This window comes from Haloarcula sp. Atlit-7R (genome assembly GCF_003666065.1).
Taxonomy (GTDB): domain Archaea; phylum Halobacteriota; class Halobacteria; order Halobacteriales; family Haloarculaceae; genus Haloarcula; species Haloarcula taiwanensis.
The window spans coordinates 26,627-47,793 of the sequence record NZ_QXIK01000004.1; the positions used below are offsets into that span (position 1 = coordinate 26,627).

Here is a 21,167-nt window from a genome sequence, read left to right on the forward strand (position 1 = left end):
ATGACGAACTACGGCCTAGTAATCGACCAGGAGCGGTGTATCGGCTGTCAGGCATGCGCAGTGTCGTGTAAACAGGAGAACAACGTCCCGATGGGACAGTTCTGGAACCGTGTCCTGACGGAGGGCGGCGACAAGATCGACACCCCGTCCGGTGGCTACCCCGAAGACGGGGGTAGCGGGTCGCTGGATATGGAGTACCAGCCGACGGCGTGCCAGCACTGCGAAAACGCCCCCTGCGTGAAGGTCTGTCCGGTCAACGCGACGTACACCCGGGACGACGGGATCGTCGAGATCGACTACGACAAGTGCATCGGCTGTCGCTACTGTATGGCCGCCTGCCCGTACAACGCGCGGGTGTTCAACTGGGACGAACCCGAGCAGATGCCCGAGGAGGGGACGGGCGACGTTGCCACGCGGCCACAGGGCGTCGTCGAGAAGTGTACGTTCTGTAGCCACCGCGTCGACGAGGGACTCGACCCGGCCTGTGTCGTCAACTGCCCGGCCGACGCACGCATCTTCGGCGACCTCGACGACGAGGGGAGTACCGTCTCGAAGTACATCAACGAGTACGAGACGGACCAGCTCCTCGAAGACCGCGGAACGGACCCGAAGACGCACTACATCAGCGGCGAGATGAGTCCCGGTCGGCCGCAGACGTCGGATAAGATGGAGAGCGAACTCGACGATGTTTCTCCGTGGTCCGATGGGACCGAGGACGTGCCATCTGAGGCCGGTGGCAGCGACAGTAGCGGCTCGGGTGGCAGCCACCACTCCATCGTGGGTGATGCAGATCCACACGTCCCGGCAGTGGGGTCCGGAGGTGATGACTGATGGCCGCTGACTCGTCACGGATCGCGATTCCGGCCTTCGGGACGAAAGGAAAGCTGTGGCTCGGGCTGCTCGCGACCCTCATGGTCGCTGGACTGGCAGCCTGGGGCTACCAACTTACCACTGGGCTGGTCGCCACGGGGATGCGCAACGTCTTCTCGTGGGGGCTGTACATCATGATGTTCGTCCTGTTCGTCGGGCTGTCTGCCGGGGGGCTCATCATCTCCAGCGCACCGAAGTTCTTCCATTCACACCGCTACGAGGGGTTCGCACGGCTCGGCGTGCTGGTCAGTCTCGCCTGTATCACCGTCGCGGGCCTGCTCATCCTCCCGGACATCGGGCGGCCCGAGCGGCTCTACCAGTTTGTCACCTCGCCGGACTTCCGCTCGCCGATGGTGTGGGACTTCGGCATTGTCATCCTCTATGGCGTGCTAAACCTCTGGTATCTGTGGCTCTTGACTCGCCGCGACCTTGCTGCGCGGGGGTCGCCGCTCGCACTGGGTGTCGATGACACCGACGCCGGACGCGAGCGTGACCGCACGCTCATGTTCTGGACCGCGGCACTCGCCCTCCCGACCGCCGTCGCACTCCACTCAGTGACCGGGTGGATCTTCGCGACGCAGATCGGACGTGGCGACTGGTTCAGCCCCCTCGTCGCACCCGTGTTCATCGCCAAGGCGCTTGTCTCCGGGCTCGGGCTGTTGCTGGTCGTGTCGGTACTCGCAGACCGGCTCACGAACTACGAGGTCGACCGCGAGGAACTCACGAGTCTCGGGAAGATACTCGGCATCTTCCTCGCGCTGCACGTGGTCTACCTGCTTGCGGCCGAGCGACTGCCCCACGCCTGGGCGAACCACTTCGAGTTCTGGGCCATCACCAGCAGCTTCCTCATCGGCGAGTCCGTCTACTTCTGGCTCTGGACCGTCGTCGGCGGGGCAGTCCCGCTCATCATGCTGATGATTCCATCGCTTCGGAAGCGCGTGTCGGTCATCTTCACCGCGAGCCTCCTCGCGGTCTTCGGCACGATGTTCGAAGGGATCCGGCTGGTGTTCACGGGATACGAAGTCGCTAACATCGACCTCCCACCGGGCATCTCGACCGGTGGCGAGTACGCCGGCATCACGACAGACATCTGGGCGACTGCGGGGGCCTACACCCCGACGCTGGTCGAGGTGGTTGTCACCCTCGGTATCGTCGCCTTCGGCGCACTCATCGTCACGCTCGGCCTGAAATACGTCCCGATTCAGCGAGTCGAGAAACCGGAGTCGTACGCGACTGACGGCGGTCGACAGGAGCGACAATGACTGGACAGACTGATGCCCCCGCCAAGCGTGAGCGAGCATCCGAGCGCAGCACAGACAGCGACGGATTCCGCTCGGACGCCGCAGCGACCTACGCCGTCCTCGCCGAATGCTGGCGGGAACCGACCGAACAGTTGGTCGAAGCCGTCGAGACCGGCGAACTGGTCCCGGTAGTCGGCGACGTTGGCTCTGTTGACCTTCGCCGTCTCAGCGCCGAGTACACCCGGCTGTTTATCGGGCCGGAAGGGCCACCGTGTCCACCCTACGAGAGCGTCTATCGCGACGGCGACGACCCGGACGAACTCGGCCCGGTCAAGGGACCAGCTACGATGGCTGTCGTGCGCTGGTACCGGGAGTTCGGCGTCCAGCCTGTGGCCGACCATCCGGACCTCCCGGACCACATTGCGACCGAACTGGAGTTCGCCGCTTATCTGGCAGAAGCGGGTCTCGACGAACGGCTTTCCCAGTTCCGTGCGGAGCATCTTGATGCGTGGGCTGACGAGTTCCTCGGCCACGTCGAGGCAGAGACACGCGAAGCGTTCTACGCGTCACTGGCAGCCACGACCCGGGAGATGCTCGGGCAATAGCGGACCTGCGGGGCACTGACCGGGTTCGTCGCGGCGGCTGACTGTTTCCTCATCCATTTTCGCGGTCAATACCCGCTCAGAGTCGTGTGCGCCGTCATCGCCATCGCGACGAGTACGAGAGACAGCTCCCGCAGGCGGTCGCACAGTCGGTCACAGCGACGAAGCCCAGCGGATGCAGGAGAGCGGGGCATGACAGACGAGAATCCGGAGCGGCGGCGCGGTCCTACTGTGCGTCGCGTCGTTCCCACGCCTGCACCGTCGGGAGCGACCATCCGCGACCGATGCCCAGCCCCCGGGCCAACAGCACCGCGAGCGCGCACCCGGCCGATGCTACGCTGAGCGGCACGCCCATCTGTGCCAGCGCCCAGAAGGCGAGACCACCGATAACGGCACAGGACGCGTAGAAGTCCTCGCGGAGGATGAACGGCGTCCGGCCCAGCAGCAGGTCCGATATCGCCCCGCCGCCGGCCGCGTTGACCGTCGCCAGCGCGACGACGGCAAACACCGGGAGGCCGGCCTGATGACCCAGCAGCGCTCCGGTGGTGGTGAACGCCGCCAGCCCGATGGCGTCGGCCGTCAGGACGACCGGATGCTGGTGGCCGTCGTCGAGGAAATGCACGAGCAAAACGGCGGCGGCGACGCCGAGGAGCGACAGGGCCACTTCGCCGGGCGACTGCAGGGAGTTCGGAACGCGGTTCAACAGCAGGTCCCGCGTCGTCCCGCCACCCAGCGCCGTCATCACGCCGACGACCGTGACGCCGAACACGTCGTAGCGCTCCTCGACAGCCTTCGCCGCGCCGACGAACGCGAACCCGACCAGCCCGATAGCGTTCATCACCGCAAACGCGTCGGTCACGCTACCCCTCCGACCCGCCGGGGCACGGTGCGTGCGCGACCCCGGGGGAGTCGACCCGCTGTCACGAGTATCGCGGTCATTATGCTACTACTACGGGTGCGGACAATTATGCCTTTAGTCCTGCCCGCGAGGTATGTCCCCGGCTATCACTGTCGACTGCCAGCGACCGTCCTACGGCTTGACAGTCTCCAGCACCCAGTCGGACGGTGTCGCTCGGCGGACCTCGAACGGGTCGAAGGCTTCTCGCGGGGCCTCCGCGAGCCGGCCCAGGAACTGCCCGACCGGCGTCGGGTCGCGGTCGCTGACGAGGACGAACGACTCGCCGCTGTCCAGCGCGGTGAACTGCTCTCGAACCAGATCCTTGCGTTCCTGTGGCGGCAGGCCCCGGATATCGGCGGTTGGTTCGACGCCCACCTCGCCGGCGGTGTCGAGGGCCGATTCCACGGCATCCCCCAAATCGCTGACCGCGCTGGGCACGTCGCCGGGTGCTGGCGTCCCCTGCAGGTCCTGCGAGAACGGGAGTTCGGCCAGCACCTCCGCGTCGAGGTCTTCAAGCGCATTACCGGTGAACAGGTCGTTGGGCTCGCCACAGCACTCACAGACGTACTCTGCCATGTTGACGACGGTTCCCAGGACCGGCACGTCGTTGTCGCGGAACAGTTCGACCGTCCGGCTTGTGTCGCTGACGCTGGCGTGAAACGGCGTCGTCACGACGACGACTCCGTCGACGGGGACCTCCTGTAGCGTCGTCAGCACCACGTCACCGGTTCCGGGGGGCAGGTCAAGCACCAGTATCTCGTCGTTGCGCCATGCGGTGTTCTCGAACAGGTCGTCGAGGGCGTCGTGGGCCATCGCGCCGCGCCAGGCCAGCGGCGCGCCGCTTCCCATCAGGCCGACGCTCATCACGTCCATGTCGCCCGCTCGGACCGGGAGCGGGTCGCCCTCCTCGCTGGAGTGGACCGGGCCGCTCACGTCAAGCAACTCGGGGACGTTCGGGCCGTGGATGTCGGCGTCGAACAGCGCCACGTCGCTGTCGGCGGCCAGCGCGCAGGCCAGATGCGTGGCGACCGTCGACTTGCCGACGCCGCCCTTCGCGCTGGCGACGGCGATAACGTGGTCGAACGACTCGACACCGGCCTGCCTCTCGCTCGTTGGCGTCGTCCGCTCGACGTGGACGCTGTCGACGCCGTCCACGTCGTCGACCGCGTGCAGCATCGCCTGGACGACCTGCGTGCTCGTCCCGCCGTCAAGCGCGGTCAGGTCGGCCTCAATCGTCACGTCGCCGTCGGCCGCGTCGATGTTCTCGACGAAGCCCGCGTCGAACACGGAGAGGTCGGCGTTCGGGTCGCGCACGTCTCGCAGTGCGGCTTCGATACGGTCGGTCAGTGTGGTGGGCGTTCCGTCAGTCATCGTCAGAGGTCGGGCATCCGATTGAGTCTGTCTTCGCCGGGCAGGAGTCGGGCGTCGTTCTCCAGCGCGCCGCCGAACTGCCGCCGGAACCGTCCGGGGTCCGCTTCGAGGGACCGCTCGGCGGTCTGGCGGACCACGGTTGCCGGGTCGTCGGTGAGTTCGCGGAGTCGCTCGCGAGCGCGGTCCTCGTCGACGCCGCCGAGCATGTGCGCGGCCCACTCGCGGACCCGCTCGCTGTCGTCGCGGCTCTGTTCTAACAGCAGGTCGGCCATCCCCTCGCCACGGAGTTTGAACAGCGAGATGGCCGCGTTGCGCCGGACCGCGTGGTGGTCGTCGTGTATAGCGGCCGCGATATCCTCTTCGTGGGCCTCGCGGTCGACGTTGTCGAGCGTGACGACGGCTTCGGCCCGGACCCACGGGTCGGGGTCGGAAAGCAGTTCCACCGCCACCGCTGCGGCCCGCTCACCGCCGTGGGCGGTCAGCGCCTCGACGGCGAACTGGCGCACGTCGCTGTCGTCGTCGGTCGTCGCGGCGCGGGCCAGTGCCGCCACGATTTCGCCGGTGGACGCGCGGTCTTTGAGTTCGAGCGCGGCGCGGCGGCGCTCGGTCTTTTCCCCGTGTTCGATGTCGGACAGCAGCGACGCCGCCGCGTCGTCCTCGACAGGTTCGGTGTCGCTCGCGGCCAGTTCCTCCGGTGTCGCCTCGCCAATCGTCACGTCTTCGCGGCTCACCTCGATGTCCTCCAGCGCCTCGATGTCGGTGTGCAGGCCCGGGCTGCGCTCGGGGTCCAGTTGCGGGTCCGGGTCCTCTTCGAGGTGCTTCTCGAACTCGTCGTCGTCGTGGCACCCAGTCATGGCTGTCCCTCCCCGCGCGTGAGCGCGGCGACCCCGAGCGCGAACGGGAGCGCCCGCGGGAGCGAGGCCGGGACGCCGGCGAACGCGACCAGCGCGACGCCGGCAAGCAGCGTCCAGCGGCGGGTCCGGCTGGCGGCGCTGGCCGTCGTCACCGCGCCGGCCGCGGCCAGTGCTACCACCGGGAGGCTCGTTCCGACAACGCCGCTGCCGGTGAGCGTGACCGCGCCGGTGACGAACGGGACGGCGCGGCCGACCGCGAGGACGACGGCGAAGGCGGCGACGCCGCCGAGTATCGCGCCCCAGTCCGCCGTCGACAGCGATCGCCAGTCCGTCGCGGCGAACGCCGGCGTCGCCGCGACCCCGAGCAGCGCCGCGGTCGAGGCCGCCGGTCGGAGCCCCGTCCAGCCGCCGACGCCGCTCGCCAGCCCGACGCTCAGCGCCGCGACGAGCAGGGCGGTCGCGGCCGCCGAGACGGGGTCCAGCCGTCGGCCCGAGACCGCCGCGACCGTCGCCGTCCCGAGGACGACGGCGGCGGCCGCCGGGAGCGCCACAGCGCTACTGACGAGGGACAGCAGGCCGAACACGCCGACGAACAGCAGGCCGACGCCGGCGGCCGGGTCGGCGTCGGTGACGGCGACGGTGACCGCCGCGGCGGCGACGACGGCCGTGGACGCGACCGTCAACGGGCCGGGCGCGACCGGGACCCCGTATCCCGGCGCGTTGACGAACAGAACCGCGAGGTAGCGGGCGGCCACCGCGACGGCCGCCGTGCCGACCGCGAGGTCCGCGAGCGAGCGGTCCCCGCCGAGCAGTAGCGGCCGGACTCGCTGCTGGAAGGTGGCTGTCATCGCTTCCCCTCCAGTCGGTCCGCGAGGTCGTTTCGGTCGGCCCGGACGAACGCCTCCAGCAGTTCGCCGAAGCCGCCGTAGATGTCGGTCCCCGGCTCGTCGGCCAGCCGGTCGGCGACGCCGGCCGCGGCGTGGCCGAGGTGGCGGTCGTGGAAGTCAAGCCTGGCACTTGCGGCGTCGTCTCCGATGGCGGCTTCCCGGCGGGCCAGGTAGCCCGCGAACTCCAGTTCGTAGGTCACGGCGTCGTGGTTGTCCCGGGTCTCCTGGTCGATTTCGAGGCCGTAGTGGCTGTAGGCCCGCGAGAGGTCGAGATTCACGTCGTTCCAGGAGTGGTCCGGCCGGTATTTGGACTCGTACAGCGGGACTGGCGGCCCCTCGGCCTCCAGCGAGCCGTCGGTGCGATCGGTGTACTCGCTGTAGCTGAGTTCGAAGATGTCGTTGTAGCGGGCCGCGAGCGTCTCGTAGTCATCACCGGTGGTGAGCGACGGGACGGTCACGTCGAGGCCTGTCCGGTCGAGACACGCTTGCAAATCCGCTTCCAGCGTCCCGTCGGCCGCCGCGCTGTGGAACGACTCCTCGGGGTACTCGAACGCCTTGGCGAGCGTCGCGTACACCGCGCCGCGGGCAGCGGCAGTCTCATCGAGGTCATCTATCGAGTCGGCTGGCGTGCTCGCCATCACTCGACCCCCCGTGTCCGATAGATGCCGAAGCCGGTGACGCCGACGACAGCGACGATGGCGATACCGGCGACGGTCCACAGCAGCGTCTCGTAGGGCGGGCCCTGCGGGCCGCCGCTGAACGGGTAGTAGTGCCACTCGCTGACCGCTTTCTGGCCGGACCGCTCGCCGTTGGAGCCGTTCCAGACGGCGAAGGCCACGTCGAGGTCGCCGTCGGTCTGCAGGTCGGTCCGGTTCTCGGTCGGGGCGTCAAGCTGGCGCGAGTAGACCACCGTCCAGGTGGCGTTGCCGCCGGTGCCGCTGTGACTCGCGTTGGCCGAGACGGTCGGGTTCTCGAAGGCGGTTGTCGAACCGACTCCGCCGGCCAGCAGTTCCTGCGTCCCGGTCGACCCGCTCCAGTACCAGACGTTGACGCGGTTGTCCGGGCCGCCCATCGCTATCGGCGGCCGGGAGCTCGTGTTGACCGGGAACTGGACCGCGACCGCGTCGGCGAACGCCCGTGTGGCGCTGGCGTTTGTATCCCGTGTCGCGTCGTGCCACTGCAGACGGACGTACAGGCGCTCGTCAGTCCGGGCCGCCTGCACGTCGACCGTCTCGACGGACGTGTCGTCGGCGTTCGGGACGCTACTCGGGGCGCTCGAAAGCGGCACGTCAGAGGCCGGCACCCCCGTCCACCCGTCGGCGTCCGGCTGTGCGAGGTCGGCCGTCGATACCTCCGAAACCGGGATTTCGTGTGCTGGCCGGGCGCTGGCCATCGGCGCGGCCACCGTCGAAACGACGATGAGCCCCGCCAGCACCGCCGTGAGTGTGAGCGTGTGTCGGTGGTCAGTCATCGTCAAAGACCTCCAATCGGTACTGTTTGGCCGGGTTCTTGTCCTGGAGCAGTTCCATCAGTTCGCTGTCTTCGCCCTGTCGGGCCCGCTGGCGCTCGCGCTCGATGGTGTCGAGGGCTTGGTCGACGCCGTCGCCGAACAGGTCCCGGAGGTACTGTCGTGGGATGCGGTCGATGTCGACTGTCTCCCCGTCCTCCGTGTGCTGGCCGGGCGCGAAGGGCGGGATGTAGTAGACGTTGGGCTGGGTCCGGAACTCCGGATGGAGCGGCAGGGCAACCTCGTACTCGTTGACAAGCTTGTGAATCGGACCCTCCTCGTCGTCGAGGAAGCCGACCAGCCGGAGCTGGGGCGGGCACTCCTCGGCACAGGCCGGCGCGAACGTCTCTCCATCGGGACCTTCGCCCTCGATGCGCGGGTAACAGAAGATGCACTTCTCCGATTTCTTCGAGACGGTGTTGTAGTACACCTTCTTGTACGGACAGCCCTCGACGCAGTAGCGGTAGCCCCGACAGCGGTCCTGGTCGACGAGAACGATGCCGTCTTCCTGGCGCTTGTACAGCGCCGAGCGCGGGCAGGCCTCGACACAGGAGGGGTGGGTACAGTGGTTGCAGATGCGCGGGAGATAGAAGTAGTAGCTGTTGGGGTACTCGCCGGCCCCCTGGTCCTCGTCCCAGTTGGGGCCCCATTCCGCGCCTTCGCGGGGCCGGAGCGGCTCGTCGCTGCCCTCGTACATGATTTCGCTGTGGTTGAACTCCCAGGCGCGGCCGTAGTCTTCCTCGTCTGGAATCTCGCCAGGTGAGCGGTCGGAGTGCTCGCTGGACTCCCAGCCGCCGCCGGAGTCCTCCCAGCCCCGCGGGTACCCCTCGCCGGGCTTGGTCTCGACGTTGTTCCAGTACATGTACTCCGACCCGCCGTCCTCCGTCCAGAGGCTCTTGCAGGCGATAGTACACGTCTGGCAGCCGATGCACTTGTTCAGGTCCATCACCATCGCGACCTGGTGGTCGACGCCGTCGGCGACGTTGACCAGCGTATCGTCCTCGCCCTGTTCGTCCTGTTGGTCGGTGCTCATTCGCTGTCACCTCCGGTCGGTCGGACGTCGACGCGCACGTCGCTGTTGACCCCCGTCGGCCCCCAGTAGTTCGGGAAGAAGTGCAGGTGCTCGCCGGTGTCTTCGGGGTACTGCACTAGCTGGGTCGGCTTCATGTACATCGGGACGAGCGTGTTGAAGTTGTCCCGGTCGGGGTACTGGAACTTCTCCCAGGAGAAGAAGTGCCGGACGGTCCCCGGCTCGCTGGACGGGTAGATTTTGGCCTGCACCTCGACGGCCCCGAGGTCGTTGTACACCTCGACGGTGTCGCCGTCCTCGATGCCGCGCTCCTCGGCGTCCTCGGGGTTGATGTACACCACCGGCTCCCCCCGCTGGAGACGGAGCATCTTGGGGTCGTCCCGCCACGTCGAGTGGATGGACCACCGGCCGTGGGGCGTGTTGTACGACAGCGGGTAGTCCCCGCCGGTGTTTTCCGGGCCTTCCTTGTGGGTCGGCAGTTCCTCGCCGAGTTCGAGGTACCAGTCGTGGTCGATGTAGTACTGCTGACGGCCGGTGAAGGTGGGCCAGGGGTTCTTGTCGTGGACGTAGTCCTGCCACGGGACGTACGCCTCCCCCTCCTTGATGTCGGAACTCCAGTGGTCGCCAGCTTCGAGGAACCGCTGTGGTTGCTCGTCGATGTCGTCGAACGTGATCTGCTCGTCGGTGTCCTCGGGGTTGGTCTCCTCGGAGTGTTCGAGGATGAACTCCGCGGCGGCCCTGTCTTCCTCCAGCGCCCCCTCCTCGCCGGTCTCCCAGTCGCGGACGTAGTCGTCGTGGATGGTCGTCAGGTCGATGGTCCGGTCGAACTTCCGGTCCTCGACCGGCTCGACGCCCCGTTCACGGGCCCGCTCCTGTATCTTCTCGGCGAGCAGGCGGAAGATTTCCCAGTCGGTCTTGGCCTCGCCCAGCGGCTCGACGGCCGGCGTGAACGGGTGCACGTAGGTGTGCATGTCCGTCTCCGAGAGGTCGTGTTTCTCGTAGTGGCTGGCCGCCGGCAGGACGATGTCCGAGTACATCGCCGTCGAGTCCATCCGGAAGTTGATGTCGACGACGAGGTCGAGTTTGGGCCAGAGCTGTTCCTCGACGGCGACGTTGCCCTTGGCCTGATTGAAGTAGTTGCCCCGCCAGATGAACATCGTCGACGGGTCCGGCCGGCTCCCGTCCTCGCGTTCCTCGGGGTAGACCGGCATCCATCCCTCGTCGATGGACTCGCGTATCTTCTCGGCGGTGTCGGGGTCGGTGTTGTCGAGGATGCCGGCGTGGAAGTACGTCCACAGCGTCGTCGGGACCCCGCGGACGCTGCCGGTCGGGAACGAGAGCACCTTCCAGCCGTGGAACGACCAGATCTTCTCTTGGCCGACGTAGTGGTCCAGGCCGGTGCCGGGGTCGCCCAGATTGCCCGTCAGCGTCACGAGCAACTGGATGGCGCGGTTGCCCAGATCGTTGTGGTACCAGTCGTTGACGCCCTTGCCGTGGATGATTTTGGCCGCGTCGGCCTCGGCGAACTCGCGGGCGACTCGCTGGTAGGTGTTCTCGCCGACCCCGGTCTCCTCGTGGACGAACTCCGGCGTATACTGGCTGAGTTCGTCAGTGAGGTTCTCCCAGACCGACCGGACTGCGACGCTGCCCGCGTCGGTCTCGACGGTCCGCTCGACCGACAACTGCGGGTCGAAGTCGAGTTCGATGCTCGCCGAGTAGTCCTTCTGGCCGTCCCGTTCGCCCAGCGAGCCGGGCGCGCGCCGGAGGGTGCCGTCGGCGTCGACCATGACGAACACCTTCTCGGGGTCGTCGGCGTCCTCGGCGAGGCCGACTTCGCTGGCCCGGAGGAACTTGCCGGTGTCCTCCCGGACGAGCAGCGGCATGTCGGTCTGCTCTTTGAGATGCTCCTCGTCGTACAGCCCCTCGTCGACGATGGTCTGGGCCATCCCAAGCGCGAGCGCGGTGTCGCTGCCGCCGTGGGGCGAGAGCCACTCGTCGGTGTGAATGGCCGTCTGGGAGTAGTCGGTGAAGATACCGACCCGCTTTGCGCCCTCGTAGCCGGCGTCGAGGAAATACTTCGCGTCGGGGATGCGCGTGACGTTGATGTTCGACCCCCAGGCGATGATGTAGTCGGCGTTGTGCCAGTCGGCGGACTCGGCGTTGTCGGTCTGGGTGCCCCACGTAATCGGCTGGCCCGGCGGCAGGTCCGAGTACCAGTCGTAGAAGCTGTGGGAGACGCCGCCGAGCAGGTTCACGAGCCGGGAGCCGGAGGCGAAGCTCACCGGGGACATCGCCGGAATCGGCGTGAACCCGGAAATCGCGTCGTACCGACCCGCCTGTACCTCGTCGATGACGTGGTCGGCGATTTCGGTCAGCGCCTCGTCCCAGCTAATCCGCTCCCACTGGCCCTCGCCGCGCTCGCCGGTGCGCCGGAGCGGGTGGAGCACGCGCTGGTCGGCGTTGACGTAGTCGGTGTAGCAAGCCCCCTTCTGGCAGCCACGCGGGTTTGGGTCCGGGAGGCTCTCGTCGAAGGTCGGGTAGTCGCCGGCCTGTTCCTCGCGCCAGACCTGGCCGTCCTTGACGTAGACGTTCCAGGAACAGGAGCCAGTGCAGTTGACGCTGTGGGTCGAGCGGGCGACGGAGTCCCAGTCCCACTCGTCGCGGTAGAGGTCCTCCCAGTCCCGGTACGGGTAATTGCCGATGGGGTCGTCGACCGCTTGCAGGCCGTCCATGCCGTCGTCGGCGAAGGACAGCCCCGTTGCGCCCAGCAGCGACGCGGCTCCGAGGCCGCGCACGAAGTCGCGGCGACTGATTCCAGCACTGTCCGCCTCGTCGTCGGTCGGGTCGTGTCTACTCATTGGTGATGAACACAGTCGCAGTCGCACAGGCAGTGCCGGCCACGGCTAGTGCGATGCCGGTCGATGTGCTGCCGCCGACTTCGAGGCCGGCGGCGACCAGCGCGAGGCCGACCAGTTTACTCGTCGTATCCAGCAGGCGATACTGTCGCTCGCTCAGTTCGACGCTCGTCGTCATCCGTCTCCCTCCCGTTCGGTGGCGTCCGCGTCGCTGTCGACAGCGCCGCCGTCGGCGGCCACGTCCCCTTCCCGGGACGGCGACGGCTCTCCGTCGCGCAACAGGAGGTACGTAATCCCGCCGAAGACGGGCGGGACGACCAGCAGCGCGGCCGTCAGGATGGGGTTGACCACACCGGTCGTCGTCCCAAGCACCTGGCCCGCGAGGATGTTGTTCATCCCCGCGATGGAGGCTATCATGATGAACGCGACGGCGGCCACGCCCACACCGGTCTGCCAGGCGCGGTCCAGCGGGTCCGCGGTGAAATGTGTCGGCTCGGTACGGTCGATGAACGGCCAGATTGCGACCGCGGCAAACACCAGTCCCGGGAGGACGATGCCGCCGACGAACTCCCCGTTGATGTGGGCGGGGCCGACGTTGAAGCTGATCTGTGGCAGGAGCTTCAGGAAGCCGTACACCCACATCAGGAACCAGTCCGGCATGATGAGTTCCGGCGTGGACGCGGGGTCGTTCGGGCCGTACTCGGCGACGTTGTGGACCGGCAGCAGGCCCGCCAGCGCCGACAGCGTTGCCGCGGTGACGAAAAACACCACCGCCGAGACGGCGGCCTGATTCGGGAACGCGGGCAGGCCGATGATGATGTCGCCGTCCTCCTCGTCGACGGGCTTGCGGCCGGCCGTCACGTCGCCGTCCCGCGGGGCCTCGGTGTGTTTCTGCCGGATGAGGATGGCCATGTGGACGGCCAGCCCCACGGCGATAGCCGCCGGTATCACGAGGACGTGCAGGAAGTACAGCCGCGGGATAGTGGCGCTGGAGGGGAACTCCCCTCCGAACACCACCTGGCCGAGGAAATCACCTAACAGGGGGATGGAGATGGTGAGGTTGTAGCCGATGCTGGTCGCGGTGGCGGCGAACTCGTCGAACGGCAGGGCGTAGCCGGTGTAGGCCGCGCCCATCGACAGGGCCGCCAGCCCGGTGCCGACGACCCAGTTCGGCTCCCGCGGATTACGGTACGCCCCGGTGAAGAACACCCGTAACATGTGCAACCCTATCGAGGCGACGAAGAGGTGAGCCGCCCAGTGGTGGAGCCGGCGGATGAACATCCCGAAGGGCACGTCGTAGGTGATGTGCAACACCGAGACGAACGCCTCGGGCATCTCCTCGCCCTGGAACTTCTGGACGCTGCCGTCGTACTCCACGTCGGACGTGGAGGGTTCGAAGAAGAACCCGAGGAAGACCCCCGACAGGATCAGGAGGAGGAAACAGAACAGCGCCACCTCCCCCAGCAGGAACGAGTCCTCGGCCGGGAACGCCTTGCCGAGGAACGTCTGGCCGTTCTCCAGGTCGAGGCGGGTGTCGAACCAGTCGTAGACGGCTTTGGCGCGGGACATTATCCACCTCCGGGGCCGACTGGCCCCTCGAAGTCACCCGTGGCGACGAGGAATCCGTCGCTGGTCACGGTAATCGGGAGCTGCGGGAGCGCCCGCCCCGGCGGGCCGCCGCTGACCGCTGCGCCCTCAAGGACGTTGAATTTCCCGAAGTGACAGGGGCAGACGACCAGGTCCTCCTCCCTGTCGGAGACCATACAGCCGGCGTGGGTACACACCTTCGAGAAGGCGGCGTAGCCGCTGACGGTGAACCCCTCCGCGACGCCGCTACCGTAGTCGGACTCGGCGTAGCGCACCAGCAGCGTCGGTGCGTCCTCGATGCCGGGCCGGGGCTCCGGGAACACGGTCATATGTTCGCCCTCGGAGAGCCGGCTTTCCGTGATGCGCTCGCCCTCGCCGTCGACGAGGTGGATGCCGTCGGAGTACACCGGCCCCTTGTACCCTCGCTCGAACACCTGCGTGGTGCTGGCAAGGGGTGCGGTGAGGCTGGCGACGGCAGTCAGACCGCCGACGGTCGCGAGGAACTTCGCGAAGTCCCGGCGGCGAAGCTCCGCGCGGGCGTCCCCATACAGCGTGGGGGACGTACCGCTGGCCCCGTCACACGAGCAGTCGTCGCCCTGTTCCTCGTCGTCTTCATCGGGTTTCGGATACTCTATCATTCGTGCCCCCTGAGTTCGGCGACTTCGACGTGCGGCATGAACCAGGCGTAGTACGCGACCGTCGAGAGCGCGAGCGAGAGAAACATCCCGGTCGCGTACAGCCCGAAGTACTGGGTCCGGGCGAGCGTGAGGTACTCGCCGGTGAACAACGCCGCGAAGACGATAGACAGGACCGTCAGTCCGCTCATGGCGACGAGTCCTTCGATGGCGTCCGAGGCGTCGTGGTACTCGACGACCCAGCGGTTCTCCGTGTCGAGCCACGGCAGCGAGACGGTTCCGCCGTCGGTGACCGGTTCGGCGTCGTCGGGTGGCCGGACCGCTCTGTTCATGAACTGGTGGGCGGCCGTCAGCACGCCCACGAGGCCGAACAGGGCGACCCAGACGACGACGCCGACCTGGCTCGGCGACAGCTTGTTCGGCGTCTCGACCGGGCCTTCGAGCGGCCGGATGTCGCTGACGCTCTCGTCGATAGCGATTTCCTCCGACGGTGGCTCGCCGTGCAATGCGACGTACCACATCGGCAGCAGCACCGCCGTTATCAACAGACCGATGAGTATCGTGTTGCGTCTCATAATCTTGTGTCATCTCGGTTCGCCAGCGATTCGAACGGCTATCTGCGTCGCTGTGTTCGGGGTTTGTCCCAGCACCCCGATGAACTGCCAGCCCGACATCTTAGGCCCATTATATGGCGGTTTTTTATACGAACATGTTCGCACAGACTCTTTTATGCTAGCCGGGGGATTCCCCACACATGTCGGGCCGAATGCTTGCCGAGGTCGAAGTGTTCGGCCCTCGGTCGTGTCAGGTGCAACCGCACGCTGACGAGGAGTGGTCGGTGTCGTCAGTCTCCCGGAGCGCAACGAGTGGCGGTGCTGGCCGGGTTGTCGAAGAGTTCACGCTCAAAGGCAGTGAGGGAACGCCGTCAGTGCTACAGAGTGCAGACCCAAGCGCCGACCACGTGTTCGCCTACGACCAGCGACACGTGTTTCAGCTGTCTCGGGCAGCCGGACAGGGCTGCGTGTGTGAACGTATCGAAGCAGCCGGCTGCGTCGTTCAGGAGTTCTCGGCAGACACCGACTCCATCGTCGTCACGTTCCTCGTTGACGACATCCCGACCCTGCGAGACATCGTCGACGACCTCGAATCCGAGGGTGAGACGGTCAAACTCCGACGGCTACTGGAGGACACGTCCACAGAGACGGACCAGCCGGTCGTCCTCGACCGAGCAAAACTGACCAGCCGCCAGCGTGAGGTGCTGACCAGGGCCCACGAGATGGGGTACTTCGAGCACCCGCGCGAGGCGACCGCCGGCGACGTGGCCGACGCGCTGGACATCTCTACCTCGACGTTCACCGAACACCTCGCTGCCGCCCAGCGGAAGCTCCTCGACGACCTGCTTGACGCCCGCTGAGTGGCACGCCCTCGAAAAATGTCAACGATGCAGACGTATTTCACAGCAGTTATTTCAGCCCGAACGCGAGGTGCCACCGCTGCCAATGACACAGGAACTTGGTCCCCTCGCTCGAACACTGTCGGTCCCGTACTACGAAGACGCCCTCCCAGCCCACGACCAGTTTCACGCCAAGCGAGTCAGAGACATCGCACTTCGACTCGCGGACGACTGCGACGGCTCGGTCGACCGGGATATCCTCGCCGCGTCGGCGTGGCTCCACGATATCGGTCGGCCCCGGGAGCGGGCCGGTGACATCGATGACCACGACGAATGGGCCACAGCAGAAGCCGCGCAACTACTCGCGGCCGAAGGTGTGGAACCTGATCGAATCGGCCGTCTGAAACACTGTATCCGAACACACAGTATCCGGGTGAGTTCCCCGGAACCGGAAACGCTGGAGGCGAAACTCCTCTTCGACGCGGACAAGCTGGACGCTGCCGGCGCGCGCGGCCTCATTCGACTGGCCTGTATCGTCGGCGAGCGGTCCGGGCGGATGGGTGAGAAATACGCGGTCATCGATGACACGTCAGCTACCGATGTCGAGTCCACCGATTCTCCGGATATCGCACTTCTCCGGGACTGGGCGCAGGAACGCGTCGATATGCTGTACACCTACCCCGGCCGGCGTCTTGGTCAGCAGCGTCGGGAATTCATGGACGAGTTCTTCACGCAATTCGCCGGTGAAATCGGGGTTACAGGGGAGCGATAGCCGGTGTCCGGCCGGAGCCGATAGGCACCGAAACCCGACTTCGAGCGCGTCGGTCTCGACCGGGTGTGCTGTCCCCGGCGGCACGGAACCCTTTACCCTCGCCCCGGCGACACTGCAGCCATGACCGAGTTCGACGCCGAGAAATTCGACGAGAAGTACGCCTACTACTTCGAGGAGCTCGAAGCGGCGTACTCGAACGCGTATCAGGAACTGCATGGGCAGTACGACTCCGAAGTCCTTCGCGGGATAGACCGGCAGATTCTCAGCGAGAGCGAGCCGGTGTACGAGGGGGACGGGACGTTCAGCATCCGGCTGCCCGACGACACTGCGGCGCGTGCGCAGTCTCTGCCGGGCGACGAAGCGACGTTCGACACAGTGCTGTCGGCGTTCACTGACGCCATCGAGCGCGAGCTCCGTCGGCTGTTCGAGTTCGAGTAATCCCCGATCGCTGCCCGACGGCTCGCTCGATAGCGGGCGTGCACAGCCTGTTCGCCTCCCCTCCGGTAGCGGTCGGCCCGGCGGATCGAAAACACCAGAATCAATGCAGTTCCGGTCCTAGCCGAACCAATTATACTAATGGCGACCGATTCAGATCTTCACTGTCTCTTTACCGCACCCGTCGAGGAGCACAACGACTCGTACGTGATCGAGATTCCGAAACAAGAGGTCGAACTGGGAACGCTGGCCTCCGAGACGCTGTACCGGATCGCGCTGTTCGAGCCGGCGGCCGAGGCACCCACACCCCAGTCACCGTCTCAATCCAGTCCCGAGCCTCGGTCCAATTCCCACTCGGAGCCCGGGCCTCGGTCCAATTCACAATCCAAGTCTGAGACCCAGTCCGATTCCCGGTCCGACAAACCGGGCGGGGAACCTGAGTTCGAACCGTCGTCCCCGCCCGTTGCTGAGGGTGAAACGCGTGTCGTCGAAATCGACAACATCGGCGACAAGGGCGACGGCGTCGCACGTATCGACGGCGGGTACGTCGTTATCGTCTCCGACGCCGATGTGGGGGAGCGCCTCCGTGTCAAAATGAATCAGGTCCGCGAGAACGTGGCCTTCGCTGAGATCGTCGAACGGCTCCCATACTACGAATAAGCACCGCTCATATCGACTGGCACTTGTCGTGGACGCTGCTAGAGTTAGTGCGACCGCCGGCCACGCAGCCGAGGGTATATTTTGCCGCCGACTGTCATCCCTTGTATGGGACACGACCACGACGAGGACGCCAACGACAGCGAGGTGGGACACGACCACAGGGAACACACCCACGACGACCATCACGCCCACGACGCTGAAGGGGTTGAAATAGGCGTCCTCACCGTCTCGACCTCGCGAACGCTGGACGACGACCCAGCAGGTGACAGCATCGCTGCGGCCTGCGAAGCCGCGGGCCACGAGATCGCCGAGCGTCGGCTCGTCGCAGACGAGATGGACGCTATCGAAGACGCCGTTGCCAGCCTGCTGGATGACGGGGTCGACGTGGTTCTGACGACCGGCGGGACTGGTCTCACGCCCGACGACGTGACTGTCGACGCCATCGAACCGCTGTTTGACCGGCCGATTCCCGGCTTCGGCGAACTGTTCCGCTGGCTCTCCTACGAGGAAGTCGGGCCGATGGCGATGGCCTCGCGGGCGACCGCCGGCATCGTCGACGACCGGCTGGTGTTCTGTCTCCCCGGCAGCGAGAACGCCGCTCGGACGGGCGCGGAGCGACTCGTCGCGCCCGCTGTGGGCCACCTGCTGGGGCTCGTCCGCCGGTAGCACGGACCCGCACGGTTTTGGGCCGGCATCGGCTACAGGGAGGTATGCCCGAGGAGTTCACGCACGTCGACGAGGAGGGGGACGCACAGATGGTTGATGTGGGCGATAAGGCCGAGAGCCAGCGCCGCGCAGTCGCGCGCGGACAGATTCGGCTCACCGAGTCCACGCTGGCGGCCATCGACGCCGACGAGGTGGAGAAAGGCGACGTGCTGACGACGGCCCGCATCGGCGCGATTCAGGCGGTGAAACACACGTGGGAGACGGTGCCGATGTGCCACCAGATCCCCATCACGAACGTCGAAGTCGAGTTCACCGTCGGCGACGAGGCCGTCGAACTCACGGTTGCCGTCGAGACAGTCGGCAAAACCGGCTGCGAGATGGAAGCGCTGGAGGGCGTGACGACCGGCCTCAACGTCGTCTGGGATATGGTGAAGGCAAACGAGAAAGACGCCGACGGCGAGTACCCGACCACGGCCATCGAAGACATCCGTGTCGTCGAGAAAACCGTCGAGCGGTAAGCCCTGCGAGGCGGACCGCCCCGGTTACTCGCTCCGGGACGCCGGCTGTACGTACACCGTCGCCGGGCTCTGGATGACGACGGCCCGGCCGGCGAACTCGAAGGACACCGTCAGGTCGCTGTCCGGCACGGGGAACAGTGCCTCCAGAACGTCCCCGTCGACGGTGTCCGCCAGCGGCGGCAGGTCGAGGGGGTCGCAGTCGTTCGCTGTCGAGACGGCCCGGACGACGACGCCGGTGACCGAGTCGTACGGCTCGGTCATCGCGTCCACGATCTCGTTATTGTCTGTGCTATCGACCATCGTCTCCGTCAGTCGCTCACCTGTTGGGTTTCAGTACCTTGGGCCGTGGTCACCGGCGCGGTCGTGATGGCTCCGACGGGGAGCTGGTACGCGAGTGTCGTCTCCCGGACGGTGCCCTGGTCGCGGCTCCAGACGATGAGCCCCGCGGCGTTGAGCTTCGGGAGGTGGACGTGGTGCAACTGGACGCGCGCCCGGCCGACCGCGGTGTCGTCGTCGCCGTCGACTGCGAGGTGTCCGGCCACGTCGTCTATCGTCACCTGGCCGTCCTCGTCGACCAGGAAGCTCAGGATGGCCCGCCGTTCGTCGTTCGCCAGGCAATCGAAGACCGAACTCCAGTTCAGCGTCTCTCTCTTGGACATCTGTTCTGAGGAACGTCCCGGAAGGGTAAGGCACTATTACCTGTTATATCACCCATTTATATGTCGACGCCTGTTATCGCTCCCATTTCGGCGAGTCGAACATCACTGAGTGGAGTACCTTGTTGGTCGCGCGGCGGATGCTCTCCGAGACCGACTGCTCCGAGATACCGAGTTCCGCCCCGAGTTCGCCCAGCGTCGTGCCACGCGGCACCTCGAAGTAGCCCGATTCGACGGCCAGGACCAGCGCCCGCCGCTGTGAGTCGGTCAGGTCGAACATATACCCGCCGTCGTACTCCTCCGCGAGCGTGTACACGCGGTCCAGCTGGAACACGATGTCGTGGTCCGTACAGAAGTTGTGGAAGTCCGTGAGCCCGCTGTGGTCGTCGAACCGGATACGGAAGAACCACTCGACGTTGCCTCTGGCCTCCAGAATCGTGGCGTTCGTCTCCGCCATGCCGTAGATGAGACTCTCCACGTCCTCGGCCCATTCGACGCGGTAGAGGGCGCTTTCCCCGATGCGGTCGAGCGAGCGCAGTGCTTGGACGTACTTGCTCGATTCGACGGCGGCTTCGAACTCGTCGAACCCGCCGCCGTGGACCCAGGTGTACGGCATCACCCGTCCCGAGGCGGGCACCACCCGCTCCATCTCCACGTGCGTGTTGTCGCCCCTCGCCAGCACCTTCCCGAGAATGAACTCGTCCGAGTCGATTGTGAACTCGGCCACGACAGTCATAGCGTCGCTATTCTCCGGTAGGTAATCAATATAGAGTACGACCACCCGCGGCATGCCCCCGTCGGACCGGTAGGAGCCGGGTACCGCGTCGGCTACTGCCGAGCGGTAGACACGGCCCCGCGGTCAGGAACAAGGCCTATCTATGTTCCTGTGTTAGAGGCGCGCATGCACGTGCTGGGAATCGTCGGCCACTCCGAGACGGGGAAGACCACGCTGGTCGAGCGGCTGACCGAGCGCCTCGCCTCGTCCGGCCGCGTCGCGACGGTGAAACACTGTACGCACCCGCCGGACGTGGACACGGCTGGCAAGGACACCGCCAGACACCGCGACGCCGGGGCGGCCGAGACCGTCGCGCTCACCGACGACGGCGAGTGGTACGCGACGGGACAGTCGCGGACGCTCACAGAGACGCTGGACGCCCTTGCGCCCGACTACGACTACGCGCTCGTCGAGGGGTACTCCGAGGCGACCATCCCGAAGGTGGTCCTCGGCGACCGCGAGGCCGCCGATCCCGTCCTCCACCGCGCGCCCCACGGCTCGGACGCTGACCTCGACGACATCGTCGCCGCGATGGAGGAACGGGACCCCTACGTCACGCTGGAGACGCTCGTCGCGGACGTAAAGCGGGACCCGGACGAAGTCTACTCCGGCGCGATTGCGACGTTCACAGGGCGCGTCCGCGCACAGGAGGGACCGGAGGACCCGCCGACGGAACTGCTGGAGTTCGAACGTTACGACGAGGTCGCCGCCGAGAAGATGGCCGCGCTCCGGCGGGACCTCGAGGCGCGGGACGGCGTCTACGCGGTCCGCCTCCACCACAAGACTGGCGTGGTCGACGCCGGCGAGGACATCGTCTTCGTCGTCATCTTGGCCGGCCACCGCGGCGAGGCGTTCCGCGCTGTCGAAGACGGCATCAACCGCCTCAAGGAGGAAGTGCCGCTGTTCAAGAAGGAAGTCACCGTCGACGAGGAGTTCTGGGCCCACGAGCGGTAAG

25 protein-coding genes are annotated in these 21,167 nt (G+C 66.5%); 10 read left to right on the forward strand and 15 right to left on the reverse strand.

Annotated features, from left to right (window positions below):
• From dsrO to D3D01_RS10255, 3 genes are read left to right on the forward strand one after another with little or no spacing between them, the layout of a single operon-like run.
• Positions 1–831, forward strand: a complete 831-nt coding sequence (gene dsrO / locus D3D01_RS10245) for a sulfate reduction electron transfer complex DsrMKJOP subunit DsrO (protein WP_121512130.1) — start codon at positions 1–3, stop codon at positions 829–831.
• A complete protein-coding gene (gene nrfD, locus D3D01_RS10250) occupies positions 831–2,132 on the forward strand; it encodes an NrfD/PsrC family molybdoenzyme membrane anchor subunit (RefSeq protein WP_121512131.1) in 1,302 nt (433 codons plus the stop codon). Before dsrO ends, nrfD begins: the two co-directional genes overlap by 1 nt.
• Positions 2,129–2,716 (forward strand): molecular chaperone, encoded by a 588-nt coding sequence (locus D3D01_RS10255; protein WP_121512132.1) that lies wholly within the window; start codon positions 2,129–2,131, stop codon positions 2,714–2,716. Before nrfD ends, D3D01_RS10255 begins: the two co-directional genes overlap by 4 nt.
• Before the next feature lie 223 nt (positions 2,717–2,939).
• Here D3D01_RS10255 and D3D01_RS10260 read toward each other — a convergent pair whose 3' ends face one another.
• The 12 genes from D3D01_RS10260 to D3D01_RS10315 all read right to left on the reverse strand — a co-directional run bounded on the left by D3D01_RS10260 (position 2,940) and on the right by D3D01_RS10315 (position 14,912).
• Positions 2,940–3,551: a trimeric intracellular cation channel family protein gene (locus D3D01_RS10260; RefSeq protein WP_101350291.1), complete on the reverse strand. Its 612-nt coding sequence runs from the start codon at positions 3,549–3,551 to the stop codon at positions 2,940–2,942.
• A gap of 192 nt (positions 3,552–3,743) precedes the next feature.
• A complete protein-coding gene (locus D3D01_RS10265; protein WP_121512133.1) occupies positions 3,744–4,982 on the reverse strand; it encodes a P-loop NTPase in 1,239 nt (412 codons plus the stop codon).
• A 2-nt stretch (positions 4,983–4,984) separates the two neighbouring features.
• Positions 4,985–5,836, reverse strand: a complete 852-nt coding sequence (locus D3D01_RS10270; protein WP_101350289.1) for a HEAT repeat domain-containing protein — start codon at positions 5,834–5,836, stop codon at positions 4,985–4,987.
• Positions 5,833–6,684 carry a phosphate ABC transporter permease gene (locus D3D01_RS10275; RefSeq protein WP_121512134.1) on the reverse strand — a complete coding sequence of 284 codons (852 nt, stop codon included), beginning with the start codon at positions 6,682–6,684 and terminating at the stop codon, positions 5,833–5,835. Before D3D01_RS10275 ends, D3D01_RS10270 begins: the two co-directional genes overlap by 4 nt.
• Positions 6,681–7,361, reverse strand: a complete 681-nt coding sequence (locus D3D01_RS10280) for a molecular chaperone TorD family protein (protein ID WP_121512135.1) — start codon at positions 7,359–7,361, stop codon at positions 6,681–6,683. Before D3D01_RS10280 ends, D3D01_RS10275 begins: the two co-directional genes overlap by 4 nt.
• Positions 7,361–8,194, reverse strand: a complete 834-nt coding sequence (locus tag D3D01_RS10285) for an ethylbenzene dehydrogenase-related protein (RefSeq protein ID WP_121512136.1) — start codon at positions 8,192–8,194, stop codon at positions 7,361–7,363. Before D3D01_RS10285 ends, D3D01_RS10280 begins: the two co-directional genes overlap by 1 nt.
• Positions 8,187–9,263, reverse strand: coding sequence for a 4Fe-4S dicluster domain-containing protein (locus D3D01_RS10290; protein WP_101350286.1), 1,077 nt, complete (start codon positions 9,261–9,263; stop codon positions 8,187–8,189). Before D3D01_RS10290 ends, D3D01_RS10285 begins: the two co-directional genes overlap by 8 nt.
• The gene (locus D3D01_RS10295) at positions 9,260–12,118 is read right to left on the reverse strand and encodes a molybdopterin-dependent oxidoreductase (RefSeq protein ID WP_121512137.1); all 2,859 of its coding nucleotides are present in this window, start codon (positions 12,116–12,118) and stop codon (positions 9,260–9,262) included. Before D3D01_RS10295 ends, D3D01_RS10290 begins: the two co-directional genes overlap by 4 nt.
• Positions 12,111–12,293 carry a hypothetical protein gene (locus D3D01_RS10300; protein WP_101350284.1) on the reverse strand — a complete coding sequence of 61 codons (183 nt, stop codon included), beginning with the start codon at positions 12,291–12,293 and terminating at the stop codon, positions 12,111–12,113. The genes D3D01_RS10295 and D3D01_RS10300 overlap by 8 nt, the downstream gene beginning before the upstream one ends.
• The gene (locus tag D3D01_RS10305) at positions 12,290–13,684 is read right to left on the reverse strand and encodes a cytochrome bc complex cytochrome b subunit (protein ID WP_121512138.1); all 1,395 of its coding nucleotides are present in this window, start codon (positions 13,682–13,684) and stop codon (positions 12,290–12,292) included. Before D3D01_RS10305 ends, D3D01_RS10300 begins: the two co-directional genes overlap by 4 nt.
• The gene (locus D3D01_RS10310; RefSeq protein ID WP_121512139.1) at positions 13,684–14,340 is read right to left on the reverse strand and encodes a ubiquinol-cytochrome c reductase iron-sulfur subunit; all 657 of its coding nucleotides are present in this window, start codon (positions 14,338–14,340) and stop codon (positions 13,684–13,686) included. Before D3D01_RS10310 ends, D3D01_RS10305 begins: the two co-directional genes overlap by 1 nt.
• Positions 14,337–14,912, reverse strand: coding sequence for a hypothetical protein (locus D3D01_RS10315; protein ID WP_121512140.1), 576 nt, complete (start codon positions 14,910–14,912; stop codon positions 14,337–14,339). Before D3D01_RS10315 ends, D3D01_RS10310 begins: the two co-directional genes overlap by 4 nt.
• Before the next feature lie 179 nt (positions 14,913–15,091).
• Here D3D01_RS10315 and D3D01_RS10320 point away from each other — a divergent pair, with 179 nt between their 5' ends.
• The 6 genes from D3D01_RS10320 to moaC all read left to right on the forward strand — a co-directional run bounded on the left by D3D01_RS10320 (position 15,092) and on the right by moaC (position 18,781).
• A complete protein-coding gene (locus D3D01_RS10320) occupies positions 15,092–15,751 on the forward strand; it encodes a helix-turn-helix domain-containing protein (RefSeq protein WP_101350280.1) in 660 nt (219 codons plus the stop codon).
• Between the two features lie 85 nt (positions 15,752–15,836).
• A complete protein-coding gene (locus D3D01_RS10325; RefSeq protein ID WP_121512141.1) occupies positions 15,837–16,502 on the forward strand; it encodes an HD domain-containing protein in 666 nt (221 codons plus the stop codon).
• Between the two features lie 120 nt (positions 16,503–16,622).
• Positions 16,623–16,940, forward strand: coding sequence for a DUF5783 family protein (locus tag D3D01_RS10330; protein WP_101350278.1), 318 nt, complete (start codon positions 16,623–16,625; stop codon positions 16,938–16,940).
• A 138-nt stretch (positions 16,941–17,078) separates the two neighbouring features.
• Complete coding sequence (locus D3D01_RS10335; RefSeq protein ID WP_101350277.1) at positions 17,079–17,597, forward strand: TRAM domain-containing protein; 519 nt, start codon at positions 17,079–17,081, stop codon at positions 17,595–17,597.
• A gap of 105 nt (positions 17,598–17,702) precedes the next feature.
• The gene (locus D3D01_RS10340; protein WP_101350276.1) at positions 17,703–18,263 is read left to right on the forward strand and encodes a molybdenum cofactor biosynthesis protein B; all 561 of its coding nucleotides are present in this window, start codon (positions 17,703–17,705) and stop codon (positions 18,261–18,263) included.
• A 44-nt stretch (positions 18,264–18,307) separates the two neighbouring features.
• On the forward strand, positions 18,308–18,781 hold the full coding sequence (gene moaC, locus D3D01_RS10345) for a cyclic pyranopterin monophosphate synthase MoaC (protein WP_101350275.1): 474 nt from the start codon (positions 18,308–18,310) through the stop codon (positions 18,779–18,781).
• Positions 18,782–18,805: 24 nt separating this feature from the next.
• Here moaC and D3D01_RS10350 read toward each other — a convergent pair whose 3' ends face one another.
• From D3D01_RS10350 to D3D01_RS10360, 3 genes are all read right to left on the reverse strand, one after another.
• Positions 18,806–19,081, reverse strand: a complete 276-nt coding sequence (locus D3D01_RS10350) for a HalOD1 output domain-containing protein (protein ID WP_101350274.1) — start codon at positions 19,079–19,081, stop codon at positions 18,806–18,808.
• Between the two features lie 8 nt (positions 19,082–19,089).
• On the reverse strand, positions 19,090–19,440 hold the full coding sequence (locus D3D01_RS10355; RefSeq protein WP_101350273.1) for a hypothetical protein: 351 nt from the start codon (positions 19,438–19,440) through the stop codon (positions 19,090–19,092).
• 73 nt (positions 19,441–19,513) lie between these two features.
• Entirely contained in the window at positions 19,514–20,173 is a 660-nt protein-coding gene (locus D3D01_RS10360; protein WP_121512142.1) for a helix-turn-helix domain-containing protein, read from the reverse strand.
• A 165-nt stretch (positions 20,174–20,338) separates the two neighbouring features.
• Between D3D01_RS10360 and D3D01_RS10365 the strand changes: the two genes are divergently transcribed.
• On the forward strand, positions 20,339–21,166 hold the full coding sequence (locus tag D3D01_RS10365; RefSeq protein WP_121512143.1) for a molybdopterin synthase: 828 nt from the start codon (positions 20,339–20,341) through the stop codon (positions 21,164–21,166).
• Position 21,167 lies beyond the last annotated feature (1 nt).

Coding starts and splice junctions, on each gene's coding strand:
- dsrO (WP_121512130.1), top strand. CDS start 1: ATGACGAACTACGGCCTAGTAATCGACCAGGAGCGGTGTATCGGCTGT.
- nrfD (WP_121512131.1), top strand. CDS start 831: ATGGCCGCTGACTCGTCACGGATCGCGATTCCGGCCTTCGGGACGAAA.
- D3D01_RS10255 (WP_121512132.1), top strand. CDS start 2,129: ATGACTGGACAGACTGATGCCCCCGCCAAGCGTGAGCGAGCATCCGAG.
- D3D01_RS10260 (WP_101350291.1), bottom strand. CDS start 3,551: ATGAACGCTATCGGGCTGGTCGGGTTCGCGTTCGTCGGCGCGGCGAAG.
- D3D01_RS10265 (WP_121512133.1), bottom strand. CDS start 4,982: ATGACTGACGGAACGCCCACCACACTGACCGACCGTATCGAAGCCGCA.
- D3D01_RS10270 (WP_101350289.1), bottom strand. CDS start 5,836: ATGACTGGGTGCCACGACGACGACGAGTTCGAGAAGCACCTCGAAGAG.
- D3D01_RS10275 (WP_121512134.1), bottom strand. CDS start 6,684: ATGACAGCCACCTTCCAGCAGCGAGTCCGGCCGCTACTGCTCGGCGGG.
- D3D01_RS10280 (WP_121512135.1), bottom strand. CDS start 7,361: ATGGCGAGCACGCCAGCCGACTCGATAGATGACCTCGATGAGACTGCC.
- D3D01_RS10285 (WP_121512136.1), bottom strand. CDS start 8,194: ATGACTGACCACCGACACACGCTCACACTCACGGCGGTGCTGGCGGGG.
- D3D01_RS10290 (WP_101350286.1), bottom strand. CDS start 9,263: ATGAGCACCGACCAACAGGACGAACAGGGCGAGGACGATACGCTGGTC.
- D3D01_RS10295 (WP_121512137.1), bottom strand. CDS start 12,118: ATGAGTAGACACGACCCGACCGACGACGAGGCGGACAGTGCTGGAATC.
- D3D01_RS10300 (WP_101350284.1), bottom strand. CDS start 12,293: ATGACGACGAGCGTCGAACTGAGCGAGCGACAGTATCGCCTGCTGGAT.
- D3D01_RS10305 (WP_121512138.1), bottom strand. CDS start 13,684: ATGTCCCGCGCCAAAGCCGTCTACGACTGGTTCGACACCCGCCTCGAC.
- D3D01_RS10310 (WP_121512139.1), bottom strand. CDS start 14,340: ATGATAGAGTATCCGAAACCCGATGAAGACGACGAGGAACAGGGCGAC.
- D3D01_RS10315 (WP_121512140.1), bottom strand. CDS start 14,912: ATGAGACGCAACACGATACTCATCGGTCTGTTGATAACGGCGGTGCTG.
- D3D01_RS10320 (WP_101350280.1), top strand. CDS start 15,092: ATGTCGGGCCGAATGCTTGCCGAGGTCGAAGTGTTCGGCCCTCGGTCG.
- D3D01_RS10325 (WP_121512141.1), top strand. CDS start 15,837: ATGACACAGGAACTTGGTCCCCTCGCTCGAACACTGTCGGTCCCGTAC.
- D3D01_RS10330 (WP_101350278.1), top strand. CDS start 16,623: ATGACCGAGTTCGACGCCGAGAAATTCGACGAGAAGTACGCCTACTAC.
- D3D01_RS10335 (WP_101350277.1), top strand. CDS start 17,079: ATGGCGACCGATTCAGATCTTCACTGTCTCTTTACCGCACCCGTCGAG.
- D3D01_RS10340 (WP_101350276.1), top strand. CDS start 17,703: ATGGGACACGACCACGACGAGGACGCCAACGACAGCGAGGTGGGACAC.
- moaC (WP_101350275.1), top strand. CDS start 18,308: ATGCCCGAGGAGTTCACGCACGTCGACGAGGAGGGGGACGCACAGATG.
- D3D01_RS10350 (WP_101350274.1), bottom strand. CDS start 19,081: ATGGTCGATAGCACAGACAATAACGAGATCGTGGACGCGATGACCGAG.
- D3D01_RS10355 (WP_101350273.1), bottom strand. CDS start 19,440: ATGTCCAAGAGAGAGACGCTGAACTGGAGTTCGGTCTTCGATTGCCTG.
- D3D01_RS10360 (WP_121512142.1), bottom strand. CDS start 20,173: ATGACTGTCGTGGCCGAGTTCACAATCGACTCGGACGAGTTCATTCTC.
- D3D01_RS10365 (WP_121512143.1), top strand. CDS start 20,339: ATGCACGTGCTGGGAATCGTCGGCCACTCCGAGACGGGGAAGACCACG.